15 protein-coding genes and 2 pseudogenes are annotated in these 15,095 nt (G+C 65.8%); 8 read left to right on the top strand and 9 right to left on the bottom strand.

What is annotated here, in order from left to right; translation table 11 throughout:
- Nucleotides 1-251 precede the first annotated feature (251 nt).
- On the top strand, nucleotides 252-1,019 hold the full coding sequence (locus QFZ69_RS15905) for a hypothetical protein (protein ID WP_306912795.1): 768 nt from the start codon (nucleotides 252-254) through the stop codon (nucleotides 1,017-1,019).
- 61 nt (nucleotides 1,020-1,080) lie between these two features.
- On the opposite strand, the pseudogene QFZ69_RS15900 reads toward QFZ69_RS15905, so the two are convergent.
- Nucleotides 1,081-2,297: pseudogene (locus tag QFZ69_RS15900) on the bottom strand (flavin-containing monooxygenase).
- A 397-nt stretch (nucleotides 2,298-2,694) separates the two neighbouring features.
- On the opposite strand from QFZ69_RS15900, the gene QFZ69_RS15895 reads away from it, so the two are divergent.
- Entirely contained in the window at nucleotides 2,695-4,221 is a 1,527-nt protein-coding gene (locus QFZ69_RS15895; RefSeq protein ID WP_306912794.1) for an IS30 family transposase, read from the top strand.
- 192 nt (nucleotides 4,222-4,413) lie between these two features.
- Here QFZ69_RS15895 and QFZ69_RS15890 read toward each other — a convergent pair whose 3' ends face one another.
- On the bottom strand, nucleotides 4,414-4,929 hold the full coding sequence (locus QFZ69_RS15890) for a GNAT family N-acetyltransferase (RefSeq protein ID WP_306912793.1): 516 nt from the start codon (nucleotides 4,927-4,929) through the stop codon (nucleotides 4,414-4,416).
- A gap of 237 nt (nucleotides 4,930-5,166) precedes the next feature.
- Between QFZ69_RS15890 and QFZ69_RS15885 the strand changes: the two genes are divergently transcribed.
- Both QFZ69_RS15885 and QFZ69_RS15880 read left to right on the top strand, forming a co-directional pair.
- Nucleotides 5,167-5,826, top strand: coding sequence for a dihydrofolate reductase family protein (locus QFZ69_RS15885; protein WP_306912792.1), 660 nt, complete (start codon nucleotides 5,167-5,169; stop codon nucleotides 5,824-5,826).
- 551 nt (nucleotides 5,827-6,377) lie between these two features.
- The gene (locus QFZ69_RS15880) at nucleotides 6,378-6,563 is read left to right on the top strand and encodes a hypothetical protein (protein WP_306912791.1); all 186 of its coding nucleotides are present in this window, start codon (nucleotides 6,378-6,380) and stop codon (nucleotides 6,561-6,563) included.
- A gap of 746 nt (nucleotides 6,564-7,309) precedes the next feature.
- On the opposite strand, the gene QFZ69_RS15875 is transcribed toward QFZ69_RS15880, so the two are convergent.
- The 5 genes and pseudogenes from QFZ69_RS15875 to QFZ69_RS15855 all read right to left on the bottom strand — a co-directional run bounded on the left by QFZ69_RS15875 (nucleotide 7,310) and on the right by QFZ69_RS15855 (nucleotide 9,129).
- On the bottom strand, nucleotides 7,310-7,705 hold the full coding sequence (locus QFZ69_RS15875; RefSeq protein WP_306912790.1) for a TfoX/Sxy family protein: 396 nt from the start codon (nucleotides 7,703-7,705) through the stop codon (nucleotides 7,310-7,312).
- A gap of 223 nt (nucleotides 7,706-7,928) precedes the next feature.
- Entirely contained in the window at nucleotides 7,929-8,312 is a 384-nt protein-coding gene (locus tag QFZ69_RS15870; protein WP_306912789.1) for an ester cyclase, read from the bottom strand.
- 117 nt (nucleotides 8,313-8,429) lie between these two features.
- Complete coding sequence (locus tag QFZ69_RS15865; RefSeq protein WP_306919720.1) at nucleotides 8,430-8,636, bottom strand: hypothetical protein; 207 nt, start codon at nucleotides 8,634-8,636, stop codon at nucleotides 8,430-8,432.
- 94 nt (nucleotides 8,637-8,730) lie between these two features.
- Nucleotides 8,731-8,841 (bottom strand): annotated as a pseudogene (locus tag QFZ69_RS15860) (4-hydroxythreonine-4-phosphate dehydrogenase PdxA); the annotation flags it as partial.
- 75 nt (nucleotides 8,842-8,916) lie between these two features.
- Nucleotides 8,917-9,129, bottom strand: coding sequence for a 4-hydroxythreonine-4-phosphate dehydrogenase PdxA (locus tag QFZ69_RS15855; RefSeq protein WP_307000476.1), 213 nt, complete (start codon nucleotides 9,127-9,129; stop codon nucleotides 8,917-8,919).
- 193 nt (nucleotides 9,130-9,322) lie between these two features.
- On the opposite strand from QFZ69_RS15855, the gene QFZ69_RS15850 reads away from it, so the two are divergent.
- A complete protein-coding gene (locus tag QFZ69_RS15850; RefSeq protein ID WP_306912787.1) occupies nucleotides 9,323-9,643 on the top strand; it encodes a putative quinol monooxygenase in 321 nt (106 codons plus the stop codon).
- A gap of 65 nt (nucleotides 9,644-9,708) precedes the next feature.
- Here QFZ69_RS15850 and QFZ69_RS15845 read toward each other — a convergent pair whose 3' ends face one another.
- A complete protein-coding gene (locus QFZ69_RS15845; RefSeq protein ID WP_306912786.1) occupies nucleotides 9,709-10,224 on the bottom strand; it encodes a GNAT family N-acetyltransferase in 516 nt (171 codons plus the stop codon).
- Nucleotides 10,221-11,099, bottom strand: coding sequence for a ribokinase (locus tag QFZ69_RS15840; protein WP_306912785.1), 879 nt, complete (start codon nucleotides 11,097-11,099; stop codon nucleotides 10,221-10,223). The genes QFZ69_RS15845 and QFZ69_RS15840 overlap by 4 nt, the downstream gene beginning before the upstream one ends.
- Before the next feature lie 133 nt (nucleotides 11,100-11,232).
- Between QFZ69_RS15840 and QFZ69_RS15835 the strand changes: the two genes are divergently transcribed.
- From QFZ69_RS15835 to QFZ69_RS15825, 3 genes are all read left to right on the top strand, one after another.
- On the top strand, nucleotides 11,233-12,654 hold the full coding sequence (locus tag QFZ69_RS15835) for an MFS transporter (RefSeq protein ID WP_307000255.1): 1,422 nt from the start codon (nucleotides 11,233-11,235) through the stop codon (nucleotides 12,652-12,654).
- A 65-nt stretch (nucleotides 12,655-12,719) separates the two neighbouring features.
- Entirely contained in the window at nucleotides 12,720-13,751 is a 1,032-nt protein-coding gene (locus QFZ69_RS15830) for a nucleoside hydrolase (RefSeq protein ID WP_306912784.1), read from the top strand.
- Between the two features lie 32 nt (nucleotides 13,752-13,783).
- The gene (locus QFZ69_RS15825; RefSeq protein ID WP_306912783.1) at nucleotides 13,784-15,091 is read left to right on the top strand and encodes a S8 family serine peptidase; all 1,308 of its coding nucleotides are present in this window, start codon (nucleotides 13,784-13,786) and stop codon (nucleotides 15,089-15,091) included.
- Nucleotides 15,092-15,095: the final 4 nt, after the last annotated feature.

Raw genomic sequence — 15,095 nt, 5'->3', positions numbered from 1 at the left:
AGGGCTGTGAGGCCTAATTGTGACTTCTCTGGGTCGTTGCCAGTGTTGACTCTCTACGGAGCCTGATGCCGGGCGGCTGCGTCGAGGATTGCAGGAAGGGCCTCGCACCGAAGCGGCGGGGTTGGCCGGCACCTTAAGCGCCGAAGGTCCGGTTCCCCCAAAGTGCGGGACAATGGAAGTCCCGAGCCACGAAAGCGGGCCACCTTGACTACTCTCGAGCAGGACCCCGACGGCTTCACCCGGCTGACTCCATGGGACTGAGTGGCGCCGGCGGCGCCGGCCATCTCGACCCGCTGCTGTATCCGTGGGACGCGCCCGTCGCCTCTGGTGTCATGGACGGCAATGAATTCCGTCCCCTTGAGCTTTCGGCCGGCCTGGATGAAGCCCTCGCGCAAGCCGGCGCGGCACCGCTGGAAGCCCGTTCCCTGGTGGTCTCCATCGGCGCGAATTCAAGCGCCGACGTGATGCGGTGGAAATTCGCCAGCTACCACCAGCCCGTCAGCGCGGTCCTGCCGCTGGTCCGGGGGCAGCTCCACAACATCGCCGTTGGCCACTCCGCCCACGTGAGCAAGGCCGGCTACATCGCCGCCGCCCCGTATCCGCTGATGGGAGAGCGCACAGAGGTCTGGCTTTCGTGGCTGGACGATGTCCAGCTGATGGCCCTCGACGACACGGAGCCCAACTATCGGCGGATCCAGCTCGACGGCGAAGCGTGCCCGCTCGCAGTGGACCACGGGGAACGTCCGGAGGAGTTTTCGCTGTTCACGTCGCGCTGGGGCGTGCTGACCGACGGCGACGGCGGGAAGCTTCCCTTCCTCGACCAGCCTGCCCTCTTCAAGCTCCTCGCCGGCAGCGGCACCGGGGACCTCCTGCAGGAGGGGAAGTCCGTGTTCGACGGGCCGCCGGAGCTTGTTGCTCAGCAGCTCGCCGTGCCCTCGGTCCAGGCATGGGCGAGGGCATGGTTCAGTTCGGCCGGCCTCGCCGCCCCGGTGGATTTCGACGGGTCCTTGACCGGGTAGCCACCCCTCTGGAACGTCGCCTTCACCGGGCGGCGATGTTCCCGGCGATGTGCTGCGCAATTTACTCGGCATCGCGGCCCACGCCCGCCACGATGGACGAGCCGTGCCCCCGGTCAGCCACGGCAACCCGACGGCGTACAAACCCGGGTGCTCGGTGACGCCGCGGTGGTGCCGGGGGTAGTTCCATTCGTCCAGCACCGGCATCTCCAAGATGCTGAAGTCCAGCCGGTAGCCCGCGGCCCAGAGGACCGACGTGACGTTGGAGCTTTCTAGGTTCAGCCGAGCCGGTTCCGAAGGATGCCAGTCGTCCTTGCGCGGCGGCTCCGGCTCCGGTGCCGACATGCCGGTGGCGGCAATATAGCTGTCGAACATCGGCTTCATCCGCTGTGGAACGCCGCCTCCACCCGGCCGAGGCGTTCCGGAAGGTCATCACTGAAGACGAGGTCGCCGTCGTCGGCTGCTTCCAAATGGCCGTGCAGCCGGACGCCGCGCCGGCCGAGGTCCCGCAGGTGGATGTCGTGGCCGCCGTCGGCGCCGGACACCAGCGGGTTGCAGGCGAACCTCGCCGCGGGGGAGGGCAACTGCCCCACGGTGAGGCCGTTCAGTCCGTAGCCGGGGCCGAATTGTGCAGGCCGCATCATCCAATAGAGGAGATCCTGGCCGCGGTACCGGCGCGGTGCTTCCGGGCACGCGGACACCGCCAGGTGGATGTCGCGGCCGACGGCGAGCAGTTCCTCGGCGATCTGGCCGCCGGACTGGCCGGTGCCACGATGAGCACGGCACCGTCGGGCAGCTGGCCTGGGTTGCGGCAGCTGTCCGTGTGAAGTTGCAGGAGGTGGCTGGGCAGCTGCGCCGACAGCGCGGGGATTTTCGGCTTCTGGTAACCGCCGGTAGCGAGCACCACGTTCCGGGCCCGCCAGCTGCCCGGGGTTGTGGCCACGGTGAAGCCGCCGCCCTCCGCGGGCGCGATGCGCGTGATCTCCGCACCCGTTCGGACGGGAGCGTCGATGCTCTCCGTATAGTGCCGGAAATGGCCGATGAGGTCAGCGCGCAGCATGAAGGCTTCCGGGGCGTGGCCGTCATACGGCATGCCGGGCAGCGCGAGCGAGAAGTTCGGCTGTTCAGGCAAAACGCATCCCACCGGTCCTGCCACGCCCCGCCAAGCGTTTCGCGCCGTTCCAGCAACTGATGCTCGACGCCGGCCCGGCTTAGCCAGGAGTTCGTGGCCAAGCCAGCCTGCCCGGCGCCGATCACCAGGGTGTCCAGAATCGGTCCCATGCACAGAACCATACGCCCGGCCGGGCAGCATTCAAGGAGTGGAGCCGGCGGACTTCGCTGCCGTTGGCGGGGTGGAGTTAGCGCTTCGTGGCGGCGTTCTGTGATCGCTTGGTGTCGCTCAACCGGGCTTTGAGTTGTCTTGCAACGCATCCGTAGGGTTGCGAGACGATCTGGAGTGGAACGTTTGGGGCACGCGAGATTCTGTCGATCGAAGCAACACCTATTTCAAGGTGATTCGATTATGTATTTGAGTTCTTCTTCGCCAACAGGGATCCGGTTTCTGGCCTCCATCAAGCAAGGAAATGGTCTCAAGCCTTCCACCCGCGCGGCCGGAATCGATAAGGAAGTCGGATACCGCTGGTTGCGTGAAAGTTATCTGGGATTCCGTGGTGAGGGATTGAGTCCGGCCGGAGCGACGGAAGCGCTGGGGTTCACGACGTCACGGCTCCCGGCCTGGGAAGCTGCGGTTGGTGTGGCCACGGGCCGCCACCATCTTCAGACGAACGTCGAAGACGAGACCAAATTCTGGACGGCTTTTGGCCGCGGAGCCAGGGTGGATCAGGCGGCCGCGGCCGCCGGGGTGAATCGTTCGACAGCGTATCGGTGGATCCGCGTCCGGTTCGACCGGCTCCGGGGCTCGAAGACCACCCTGAAACGATGCCAGGTGCTTTTGCGGTTGACCGACCGGCGTTGCCGCGGTCTCGAACGCGAACGGCTCGCCCGGCTGGCGAAGGAAAGGAACGCTGCCGCCGCGGTCCAACACGCCGCCGTCCTGTCCTCGAACCGCTACGCGGACCAGGTGCTGGCCTCAACGGTTTCCGAGGCGCAACAGCGCCGCGCCGAACGGGACACGAAATACTGGCAACTGATGCGCGAGGGCAAAAGCAACGCCGAGGCATGCAGAGTTCTGGGTATGCATAGGCGAACAGGCGCATTGCTCCGGCGTGCCAACAACTACCAGATCCCCTCCCTGAAGCCCCCGCCGGCAGCGGCGGGCCGCTATCTCGATGCCCGGGAACGGCTGCGGATCGCCGACCTCCTGGACCTGGGGCATTCCATGCGCCGGGTGGCCCGTGAACTGGGCCGCCAGCCCTCCACCATCAAGCGGGAGCTGGACCGCCACCGAGACGCCGAAGGCCGCTACCTGCCCCGGACCGCCGATCACGATGCCCGCCTGCAACGGGCCCGTCCGAAGGTCCACAAACTCGTCGCCGATCCCCGGCTGCGCGGGCTCGTGCAACGCAAGCTCAACCGATGCTGGTCCCCGGATGAAATCAGTGGATGGATGAAGAAGACCTACCCCGAGGACCGGGAACTGCGGATCTGCCCCGAAACGATCTACCGGTCGCTGCTGTTGCGTGAAGGCCAGGGCCTGCACAAGCGTTACGCCGCCAAGCTGCGCACCGGCAGGAGGATCCGTAAGACCCGTTGGCGCACCCGCACGGGGCGCGGCTCGCGGATCCGCAACATGAGAATGATCGACCAGCGGCCGGCCGAGGTTGAAACCCGCTTGGAAGCAGTCCATTGGGAAGGGGATCTGATCGTCGGGGTCGGGTCCGTCTCGGCAATGGTGACCCTGAGGGAACGAAAAACCCAGTACGGAATCATCGTCAACCTGCCCCAGGACCATACCGCCGCAAGCGTCAACGCCGCCATCACCAGCGCGTTCGCCGTGCTGCCAACGTCCCTGAAACGCACCTTGACATGGGACCAAGGGGTGGAAATGGCCAGCCACGAGGCACTGACCGAGGCCACCGGCGTTCCGGTGTTCTTTGCCGAACGATCCAGCCCGGATGGCTTCGATGGTTCGTTCTTGCGGGTCATAGATGAATTCCACGTAGAGCCGCCACTAGCTGCCCCTGAGGGGATGCTGCTGTGTTGGGGGCCCAATCGAACGCAACGCCATGGCGACCCGGATCGTTAGCCACCGGCTCTTCTTGATTGGTTGTAATTGCGTAGAGGTGCGAGTCGCGACGGTAATTGGCGTGTTACCAACAGCGTTTGGTGGCCGTAGGCCGAGTGCGAGCTACGCGCGCAGATTTCCGCCGACGGCATGGAGAATCTGATCTGAACTCTGGTGCCTCTTATCTGATGCGGTGCCGTCCTGGGACCGCTGCTAGTCGCTGGCGGTGCGCTCGGGGCAGAGGTCGCGGAGCATGACTAGCTCGCGCCGGCCACCCTGTAGCAGATCGCCGGGTTCATGGGACACGGTAAAGCCGTTCCTTTCATAGGTGCGTCGGGCTGCGACATTGTCCGGCATCACGGACAGGGTGAGCGTCGGCGCACCAGCGCTCGCCGCCCAGCGTGCGATCGCTGTGATGAGTAAAGTGGCGACACCACGACCGCGAACGGCAGGGTCGACCCACATCGAGATGAGTTCGGCACGGCTGTCGTTGTCCTCGTCCGGGACGCCAGTGGCCATGCCGACCGGAGCGTTCCCGTCGGCATCGAAGGCCAGCAGATCGATCGCTCCCGGAATAGACAGGCGCTCACGCCAGCGGTCCTCCGGCGCGTCTGACCAGTCTTGCAGGCGTGAGCCGAAAGCACCCGGCGCGTCGGTCAACGCCGCGAGCCTCACCGACCGCCAGGCTCGCCAGTCGTCGGCAGCCATGGTGCGCAGCTCGATGGTCATGCCGCTACCATACCGACTTGCGCGACGGCGATAGTCGCGAGGGTCACTGATAAGGAAGGCTCCGCGAGCTGGTCTGTTGTACGTACTTAACTGTCAATCGGCCTTTAAGAGGGGTTCCGCGGGCTGCAGGACCGTCAAGAGCACCAAGGAGCATGACGCGACCTCATCGTCGGTCTTGAGTCGCTGGGTTCAATCACCATAGAGTGATCGCGAACGGCAAGCACTTCAGGAGATGACATGTCCCTCGTCCGCGTGCATAACTTCTCGGTCTCCCTCGACGGCTTCGGCACCGGCGAGGGCCAGCAACTCGACGCTCCGTTCGGTCACGCAGGCTCACGGCTGATGGAGTGGGCTTTCGAGACGCGCACCTTCCGGGAGATGGGCTTCCACGGGGAGTCGGAGGGGTTTTTCGGCGTCGACGAGGCGTTTGCCAGCCAGTGGGGACCGGGGATCGGCGTGGAGATCATGGGGCGCAACAAGTTTGGCCCTCAACGCGGTCCCTGGGAGGACGAGGAATGGAAGGGATGGTGGGGCGATAACCCTGTCTTCCACACCCCTGTCGTTGTTTTGACGCACCATCCTCGGCCGGTACTCGAGATGGAAGGCGGAACAACCTTCTATTTCGTTGACGCCGACCCCGTCTCCGCGCTCAAGCAGGCTCGCGCCCTGGCCGGCGACCTTGACGTCCGGATCGGTGGCGGCGTCAGCACGGTTCGACAGTTCCTCGAGGCGGATCTGATCGATCACATGCACATCGTCCTCGTGCCGATCGTCCTGGGCCGGGGCGAGCGGCTCTGGGATGGACTCGAAGGACTCGAACAACGTTTTGAAATCGAAGCTACCCCTTCTCCATTCGGAGTTCTCCATCTGGTCTTCACTCGTCGCACGGCCCGGTAGGCCGACAGTGAGCCGTACTTCGGGGTCCGTCTCGACTGTTGGACCAGCCGCTCGAGGACGGCGAAGATGCTGTGAGTCGCGACTGGGTGGCTACGAAGTCGCGGCCCCGCAGGCTCTCCACCAGGGAGCACTTCCTCAGCCGCCGCGGATTTTAGCGGGGCTCGTCGTGGCCCGGGAGGTTACTCACGCAACCACGCCCTCCAGTGCGGCCCAGTCGTCCAGGTACTCGGCCGCCTGACGGGGGAACTTGTCCTCACCGTGGGTATCGCGGAGGCCGAACAGGACGTCGTCGAGGTTGTCAATGAGCAGCTGCCGGCCGAGGTTTCGCTGGTTGGTGCCTGTTGAGGAAGAGTTGCGCTCGCCGGGCGTACCCGGACATCAGGTGCGTCTTCCCTCCCTCCGAGACACGGAAATGGTATGCCTGTTCCTGACCTGACCTGACCTGACCTGCTCGGCGCCTGTCGCGGTTGGTGTGCACTGTTCACCGCCCTGCAACGTGCCCCGCGACGTACTCCGCGTCCACCCCGACCAAGTGCCACTGTTGACGATGCGTGCCTGGTGAGCCAGGAGAGCCCGACCGTGTAAAGGCCGTCGCCCTCGGTGGCGCCGCGGGAGTGGCGGGGGTAGTTCCACTCGTCGAGCACCGGGATGTCCAGGACGCCGAAGTCCAGCCCGTAGTCGGTACTCGAGATGACGGAGGTGCTGCCCTCGGCGTCGAGGTCGAGGCGGGCCCCTGATTCCGCCGGAAGCCAGTCGTCGGCGGGCGCAGCCTCCGCCGCGTGCGCGTCGATGCCGGCCGCGGCGATGTACGCGTCAAGCATCACCTTCATCCGCTGCCCGAAGCCGCCTCCGCCAGCGCCAGACGGGCCGGGAGGTCGTCGCTGAAGGCGAGTACGCCGTCGTCCGTTCCCTCGAAGTGTCCGTGCAGCCGGACGCCCCGGCGGCCCAAGTCCCGCAGGCGGATGCTGTGCCCGCCGTCGTTGCCGGAGATCAGCGGATTGCACAGGAACCGTGCGGCGGGGGAGGGGAGCTGCTCCGCCTGCAGGCCGTTGATGCCGTGGGCCGGCCCGTGCAGGTTGACCTGCAGGAGCCAGTAGAAGAGATCCTGGCCGCGGTAGCGCCGCGGTGCCTCGGGGGAGACCGGACACCGACAGGTGCACCTCCCGGCCGGCGGCGAGCGGGTCCTCGGTGATCTGCCCGCCCGACTGCCCGGGTCCCCATCACCAGCACCGCGCCGTCGGGCAGACGCGCCCCGGTTGCGGTAGTTCTGGCCGTGCAGCTGGCGGATGTGCTTGGGGAGTTTGGCGGCCGACGCCGGAATCCGCGGCCGCTGATAGGCACCGTTGGCCAGGACGACGTTCCGTGCCAGCCAGCGCCCTTGGCTCGTCTTGCGCGGCGAAGCCGCCGTGCCAGGCCTGCCTGCCCCGCCCCGATCATCAGGGTGTCGACCTCGTTGTCCCGTCCTTCGGCGGGGGAGGGCCCGCTACTTCTTCGCGGCCTTGGCCTTCGGGGCCGCCGGGGATTTCGGAGCTTTCGGCGGCAGCGTGCTCACGTGCTCGAACGCCTTTTGCACCCAGGCCTTCGCCCGGGCCTCATCCCCGTCGCCCTCGCCGTTCCAGATCTCGGGTAATCCGGTATAGCCGCCCATGGGCCGCTCGGGCGGTCCGAACGGAACGGTCCGCTCGGTACTTTCAAGCGTCTCCTTGTCCGCGTCGGCCAGCTTCACGCCGATGGTGGCGCCGAACAGGCCTGCGAACATGTTGCCGTTCACGAACGCCCCGAGGTTCCCGAACATCGGCTTGACGGCCACCTCGGGATGGTCGGGCAGAACGGAGCGGAAGTGCTCCTTGTCGGAGTCGGACGCTTTCGGCATTTCCACTGGGGTACCTCCGGAAAACGGCTGGGCAGGACGGGTCTTCCTGCAGGATATGCCCGCGGCTGCGTACGGTACAGGCGGTCACGCTACGAAGCTTCGGCCTCGTCCGCAACAGGCGCCACAGTAGACTTCTTCACCTTCATGCCCGCGGCCCGGAATTCGACCCATCCGGAAATTGCGGGGGCAAACAACCACTTGTCCACAGCGCGCAGGAGTAGCCGGACTGTCAGCGGATGAAGCCGAGCTGGCGGAACCGCGTCAGGTTATCCTCGATTCCCCAACTGCCGTCTATCAGCCCGTTCCGGAAGGTAAAAAAGTACACCTCGTCCACCCGGTTGAATCGCTGGCCGCTGGGGGAGTGCCCGCGCCAGACCCCGAGATGGGTACCCGAGCACCGTAACCGGGCCACGACGGTATCGCCTTCGCTGACCATCTGGACAATGTCCATGGCGACGTCCGGAAAAGACTGGAGGAATGGTTCCACCCACTCCAGTGCTTTTGGCGCTGCCCGCGGGGTATACAACTCGTCAAACACCGTCAGGTCCCCACGGCTGATAGCTTCGATCAGCAGGGAAACTACGCGCTTGTTGTGATCGGCCGACTCGCTCATGGGTCAACGCTACGCGACGTGGCAGGCGTGGTCCGCGCAAAAAGTTACATCAAAGGCCGAAAAGATAACCGGCTGGCACCTGCTGGGCATACGTTCGCGCGAACGCAAGCGACGGCGTCAGGTAGGTTGCCCGCCGTCGGCCGCCGCTGCCAGGTGGATCACCACGTTTCCCAGGTCGCGGAAGGGCTTGAGCTGCGCGTCCGTTGCTCCGTCGTCGGTAATTAGGTGCCAGGGCCGCTCCAGCGGCGTCCACCAGTGCGAGGATTCCAAGCCGAGCTTCGTCGAGTCCGCAACGACATAGATGCGGTGGGAGTTGTTCACCATGAGGCGTTTGAGTGCAGCCTGCTCGGGTGGCGCCGACCAGGTCGAAGTCGCCGCGGCCGGCAAGGAAGAACAGCGTGGCGGCCGGGAGCGGGCCGATGGCGTCAATACCGTCGGCCTGTGCCTTTTCGATGCCCGGCTGGATCTTTTCCGCCTCTTCGCCATAGCCGAACAGTCCGCCCTCGCCTGCGTGCGGGTGATGGCGCACACGGCGATCCGCGGGTTCTCAATGCCGGAGGCGAGCAGCAGTTCGTGCCCGCGTTTGGTGGTCCGGTAGACCAGGTCACCGTTGATCTTGGCGATCGCATCGATAAGGCCGATGTGGCCGGGCTGCGTGCAAGGCCGCCTTGTTCAGCGGCCCCGTGCAGATCGCATCGACCTGGCGATCCATGGCCAGGGCAACCGCCTTCTCAATGAAGAGGTACGAACCATGCCCGGCCGCGGCCGAAAGTTCACCCCACGTGAGATCAGCCGGGATGCAGTCAATGTCGAGCATGTCGATGGTGCCCCCGTCGAACAGGGCCTCCGACGGTTCCGACACGACGGTTCAGGGCGGTGCGACCCGGGCCGCAGTTGCGACTCGCTCCCGGTGGCCCGCGTCCTCACCCCGCGATGGCCGGCTTGGGCGGAGGGCTCATTCGGGGCAGACTTCTCTGGTACCCACATCAGCGCTGGAAGGCAGGAACCCGATGATCTTCATCGTCGTCAAATTCAACGTCAAGCCGGATTGGACCGACCGTTGGCTGGATCTGACCCGCGACTTCACCGAAGCGACGCGTCAGGAACCTGGCAACCTGTGGTTTGACTGGTCCCGCAGCGTGGACAACCCGAACGAATTCGTACTGGTCGAGGCGTTCCGGGACGACGCCGCCGGCGACCACGTCAACAGCGAACACTTCACCCAGGCCATGAACGACATGCCACAGGCCCTGGCGGAAACCCCGCAGATCATCAGCGAAAAAATCGGTGCGGACAGCTGGGGCCGGATGGGCGAACTCACCGTCGCCTAGGCCCAGTTCCCGGCCCACAAGGCACGCAAGCCCGCCGCGGGGGAGGAGCCTGGTCGCCGTCTCGTTCAGCAAGGAACACCGGCAGGCTGCAGCTCCAGCCGGAAAACCCAAAGCAGCACGTCCTCGCCCGGCACGTACCAGTCCCTCGCCGGAACCCGCTCGAAGCCCAGGGATTCGTACAGACCATGTGCCCGTTCCATGAACGTCGCACTCGTAATGCTGATCGCCCTGATCTCTGGCAGCGACTGGGCATGTTCGATGACTCGACGAACAACGGCGCGCCCAACCCCGCCGCCTTGCACAGCGGGATCAACCGCGAGCATCCGGAACTCCAGCTCATCTTCCACCGCGATCTCGCTGTACGGCTGCCCCGCGAAGGTCAGCGTCACTGCCGCGACCACTGCGCCGGAGGCTTCGGCCACCCACACCTCGGCATGCTCCGCCCGGTGTTCCACGTTGTCCAGCACCCCCAGATACGGGTGGTCGGCCGTGAAATGCCCGGCGTGGAGGTACGCCTCCCGGGTGATTGTCCGGACCGCTGAATAGTCGGCCGGCCTTGCCGGCCTGAAATCAAGATTCACTGCCCGGCAGCCCCGGCTCCGGCTACCCGGGCAACGTACTCCTCCAACCGGGCCAGCGCCGGCTGGGACGAGGGATCGCCCACCGCATCCGCTCCGACGGCATTGGCCACGGCCAGCGCCGTGGCGTAGTCGAGCCCCGCCCTCAGTGCCAGAACCAGAGCCGCGCAAAATGCGTCTCCCGCACCGATGGTGTTCGCCACCCTCACGGCCGAAGCGGGAGCCTCTGCCACCCGCCGCCCGTGCTCGAACATCGCCGACCCGTCCTTCCCGTACGTCACCGCGACAAGCTTTGCCTCCGCCAGCGCCGGAATCAGCTGGTACTCGGTCTCGTTGACGATGACCAGGTCGCAGCGCTCGAGCAGCTCCGCCGGCAGGTCCATGGCCGGGGCCGCGTTCAGGACGAAGAAACCGGCGGAGCGCCGGGCGGCTTCCAGCACCACGGGCAGACCCACTTCGAGCTGGCACAGCACCGTCTCGTCCGGCCCGAACTGCAGGCCCCCCACCGAGAACCCGGAGTTGGCCCCGGGGCACACCACGATCTGGTTTTCACCATCCCGGTCCACCACGATCAGCGCCGTGCCCGTCGCGGCGCCGTCGAGCTCGAGCACTGCCACATCAGAAGTGTCCACGCCCGCTCCGGAAAGAGACTCCAGCATCAGCCGGCCGGACGCGTCATCGCCCACCGCCCCGACGATCCGCGCGCTGGCGCCCAGGCGGGCAGCAGCTGCCGCCTGGTTGGCTCCCTTGCCGCCCGGCTGCTGGTGCAGACTGCCGCCGCCGATGGTCTCCCCGGCACCCGGCAGCCTGTCCGTGGTGGCGATGATGTCGAGGTTGATGCTGCCGACGACGGTGACGGCAGGAAGTCGATTGCTCATGGGAAGTCCTATCGGGGCCAAGGGGCTGGATTAGGAAATAGTGTACTTCATGGTTGTACTTGTCCGTCATACATGGTTGTATAACAACACGCATCGCAAGGGCAGGACGCCCTGCAGAACAAAGGAGTTTGATGTGAACACCCCAGCAACAGTCACCACTTCGCCGCCAGGCCTCGCCGGGGCGGAGCCGAAGTTTGCCGGCCGCCGTGCCGCCCTGCTGATCTCGACCCTGCTGCTCGGCGTGCTGTCCTTCCAGCTCAACGCCAGCATGGTCACCCCGGCGCTGCCGCAGATCGCGGCCTCCTTCGGCCTGGGCCCGGAGAGCGCAGCCCCGGTCCAGTCCATGTTCTTCCTCGCCGGCGCCATCGCCGGGCCCGTCATCGGACGCTGGAGCGACTTCATCGGCCGCCGCGCCGCCCTGCTCCTGGTCCTCGGGATCATGGGCGCGGGGACCATCCTCTGCATCGCCGCCCCCACCCTGCCGCTCCTCATCGCAGGCAGGTTCCTCCAGGGCGTCTCCAGCGCGGTCTTCGCGCTCGCCTACATTGTCCTCAGCGAAAACCTGCAGGCCCGCGTCTTCGGCACCTCCGTGGGCATCATCGCCGCCATCAACGGCGGCGTCGGCGGCGTGGACGGCTACGTCGGCGGCCTGATGGCCGAAACCCTCGGCTTCCGGTCCATCTTCGTCGTCGTCCTGGTCCTGACGGCCATCGCCGCCGCGTGCATCATCAAAACCGTCCCCAGCGGACGTCCGCAGGGAGTACGCGGCGCCATGGACTGGTGGGGCGCAGGATCACTTTCCGTGTTCCTCGTCTTCATCACCTACTTTGTCTCCGACGGTTCAGCCGCCGGCTGGACTGCGCCCAGCACCCTGGCCCTGCTGGCCGGCACCGTCGCCTCCTTCACCGCCTTCTGGATGATCGAGAAGAAGCGCAGCCACCCGCTGATCGCCGTGCACCACCTGCGCTCCCGCCAGGTCTGGCCCGTCATCGCCACCACCGTCCTGACCCTCGCCGGCATCTTCGCCATCATCAACTTCACCGTGGTGCTGCTCAGCCAGGACATCCACCAGGGCTTCGGACTCAGTGCCTCGCTGTCGGCACTGCTGTTCCTGACCCCCGCAGCGCTGATCGGCGTCTTCGCCGCACCCCTCGCCGGCTGGCTCGCCGACCGGCGCGGCTGGATCAAAACCCTCCGGGCCGGAACGGGGCTGAGCCTGGCCTGCGCCATAGCCGCGGCCACCTTCTCCGACAACCAGATCGCCGTCCTGATCGCCATCGCAGCCCTCGGCATCTTCTACAACGGCTTCTTCCTCACCGCCATCAACGGACTCTCGGTCCTGCTCTCACCCAAGGAAGCACCCGCCGCCCTGCCCGGCATCAACGGCGCCTCCTTCGGCATCGGTGCGAGCCTCGGCGTCGTGCTCGTGGCACCCTTCGCCGCCCAGGCCACGTCCGCCGGCTACACCACCGCCCTCTGGATTTCGGTCGCCATCACCGCGGCCGCCTTCCTCGTCAGCCTCTTCGTCGCGGCACCCAAGGGCGAAAAGCTCTGATCCGACACCGACGTGCACCACGTCCAGCACCAACGTCCAGCACCAACGAAACGAGAAACCCAGCAATGACCATGCCCACCAGCCACCCGTTCTACCTCGACTGCGACACCGGGATCGACGACGCCCTCGCCCTGGCCTACCTGCTCGCCTCGCCGCAGGCGGACGTGCGGGGGATCGGCACGGTCAGCGGCAACGTCAGTGCCGCCGTCGGCGCCCGGAACACCCTGGACCTGCTCCGGCTCGCCGGGCAGGCCCACATCCCCGTCGCGCTCGGCGCCCACCACCCGCAGGCGGGCACCTTCCGCGGCGGCGCCCCGCATGTCCACGGATCCAACGGGATCGGCGGGGTGGACCTGGAGACCGCCGACGCCGAGCTGGTGCCCGGAACCGCCGCCGAGATGCTGGTCCGGCTCGCCCACGAACATCCCGGCCAGCTGCGGGTCCTGGCCATCGGACCGCTCACCAACATCGCCGAGGCGCTGCGTTTGGACCCCGAGCTGCCCCGGCTGGTGCAGGGCATCACCATCATGGGCGGCGCCGCGTTTGCCCCCGGGAACATCACCCCCGTGGCCGAAGCCAACATCGCCAACGACCCCGAAGCCGCGGCGGACGTGCTCGCCGCCGACTGGGATGTGACCCTGGTGCCGCTGGACGTCACCATGTCCAGCGTGCTCGAGGAAAGCCACCGGCAGGAACTGCTCGCCGCGGGCCATCCGGTGCCGCAGGCCCTGGGCGACATGCTCGGCTATTACTTCCGCTTCTACGAGAGCCAGTTCGGCCGGGCCTGCTCGGCGATGCACGACCCCCTCGCCGCGGCCCTCGCGGTGGGCGGCGTCAGCGCGGCGGTAGCCCCGGTGGTGACGGTCGACGTCGACACCACCGACGGTCCCGGCCGTGGCCAGACCATCTGCGACCTCCGCGGACGGTACCTGGATTACCCGGATCAGCCCGGCGCCCGCTGCCGGGTGGTGCTGGAGCTCGACGGCGACTTTGCACCGCACTTGGTAGAGACGCTGCTTTGGGGCCGGCCGTCTTCCAGTCCGCGGAAGGGTTCCCCGGCGTGGGCAGATACCGACGCTGCTGCGGGTCTTTGCTGACTGCCACTATCCAGATAGTGCAAGATAACCACATGAAAAAAATTGTTATAGCTAGTTTCGCAGCGCTCATGATGGCGTTTGGCGCCATCACCTTCGCGCTTCCAGGCAACGCGGCCCCGAGCAATCCAGCGACCCAGTCACCACACATCAGCGGTCAAATCATGGTTAAATTCCGCGATAATGGCGCGGCAGCCGGTGTGCTTCGGCAGCATGGCCTCAGCGATGGACCCGGCATCGGCAGCACTGGCGCGCACCTCATCAAAGTGCCGGCCGGTAAAGAACTTCAACTCATCGAAGCCTTAAGCAGGAACCCGGGAGTTGAGTACGCCGAGCCGGACGAGCTGGTTACTGCCGCTACGGCTGACGAGTATTTCCCTAGCCAGTACGCTCTGCAAAACAATGGCCAATCATTTACTAACACTGCCGGCACGCTAACTGTAACCGGGCGCGCCGAGGACGCTGATGCTGATGTGGACGCCGTCGAAGCGTGGACCGTCACCACCGGTAATGGCATTGGTAATGGCATTAAAGTTGCCATCATCGACTCAGGTGTGGCCGCCGACAACGACGACATCTCGCCGCAGGTTGATGAACGGGCCAACTTCAGTGATAAGAAAATCGTTGTACCTGATGATTACGATAGGTACGGCCACGGCACGCACGTCGCTGGCATCGTCGCCGCCATCGCCGACAACTCGATCGGCGTCGCCGGTGTGTGCCCGGACTGCAGCATCCTGGATGTCAAAGTGCTCAACGACAACGGGTCCGGCTCCAGCTCGGCCATTGCCAACGGCATCGATTGGGCGGTGAGCCATGGTGCGAAGGTGCTCAACATGAGCCTAGGACAGCGTGTCTCTTCACGCACCCTCGAAACTGCAGTCAATAACGCATGGAATGCAGGTGCGGTGGTAGTTGCCGCAGCAGGCAACGCCGGTACTCAGGCCAAGATCTACCCAGGCGCATACCCTAACGTTATTGCCGTCGCCGCAACCGACAACACCGACGCCAAGGCATCCTTCTCAACCTACGGCAAGTGGGTGGATGTTGCAGCGCCCGGTGTCAATGTCTATTCGACCTTCCCGAACCACCCCTTCGTCCTGGGTACGCAGAACGGCCGCTCTCAGGGTTATGACATCGCCAGCGGCACCTCAATGGCTTCACCTATCGTCGCTGCCACTGCCGCGCTTGTCTGGAGCACGCCTGCTGACACCGACACCGACAACACATCAGTCCGCAAAAAGATCGAATCGACTGCCGACAGGATTATGCCTGGCACGGGCACCTACTGGGCCCACGGCCGCGTGAACGCATGCAAAGCAGTCGGCTGTGTAGAGCCCTAAGTGT

Origin of the sequence: Arthrobacter sp. V1I7 (genome assembly GCF_030817015.1) — a bacterium.
Taxonomy (GTDB): Bacteria; Actinomycetota; Actinomycetes; order Actinomycetales; family Micrococcaceae; genus Arthrobacter.
The sequence above is the reverse complement of the archived record's forward strand: the minus strand, read 5'-3'. Positions and strand labels throughout refer to the sequence as shown.

Excerpts from the sequence above, each read along its gene's own strand:
- QFZ69_RS15905 (WP_306912795.1), top strand. The coding sequence starts at position 252 with ATGGGACTGAGTGGCGCCGGCGGCGCCGGCCATCTCGACCCGCTGCTG.
- QFZ69_RS15890 (WP_306912793.1), bottom strand. The coding sequence starts at position 4,929 with ATGACCATCGAGCTGCGCACCATGGCTGCCGACGACTGGCGAGCCTGG.
- QFZ69_RS15885 (WP_306912792.1), top strand. The coding sequence starts at position 5,167 with ATGTCCCTCGTCCGCGTGCATAACTTCTCGGTCTCCCTCGACGGCTTC.
- QFZ69_RS15870 (WP_306912789.1), bottom strand. The coding sequence starts at position 8,312 with ATGAGCGAGTCGGCCGATCACAACAAGCGCGTAGTTTCCCTGCTGATC.
- QFZ69_RS15865 (WP_306919720.1), bottom strand. The coding sequence starts at position 8,636 with ATGGTGAACAACTCCCACCGCATCTATGTCGTTGCGGACTCGACGAAG.
- QFZ69_RS15855 (WP_307000476.1), bottom strand. The coding sequence starts at position 9,129 with ATGCTCGACATTGACTGCATCCCGGCTGATCTCACGTGGGGTGAACTT.
- QFZ69_RS15850 (WP_306912787.1), top strand. The coding sequence starts at position 9,323 with ATGATCTTCATCGTCGTCAAATTCAACGTCAAGCCGGATTGGACCGAC.
- QFZ69_RS15840 (WP_306912785.1), bottom strand. The coding sequence starts at position 11,099 with ATGAGCAATCGACTTCCTGCCGTCACCGTCGTCGGCAGCATCAACCTC.
- QFZ69_RS15830 (WP_306912784.1), top strand. The coding sequence starts at position 12,720 with ATGACCATGCCCACCAGCCACCCGTTCTACCTCGACTGCGACACCGGG.
- QFZ69_RS15825 (WP_306912783.1), top strand. The coding sequence starts at position 13,784 with ATGAAAAAAATTGTTATAGCTAGTTTCGCAGCGCTCATGATGGCGTTT.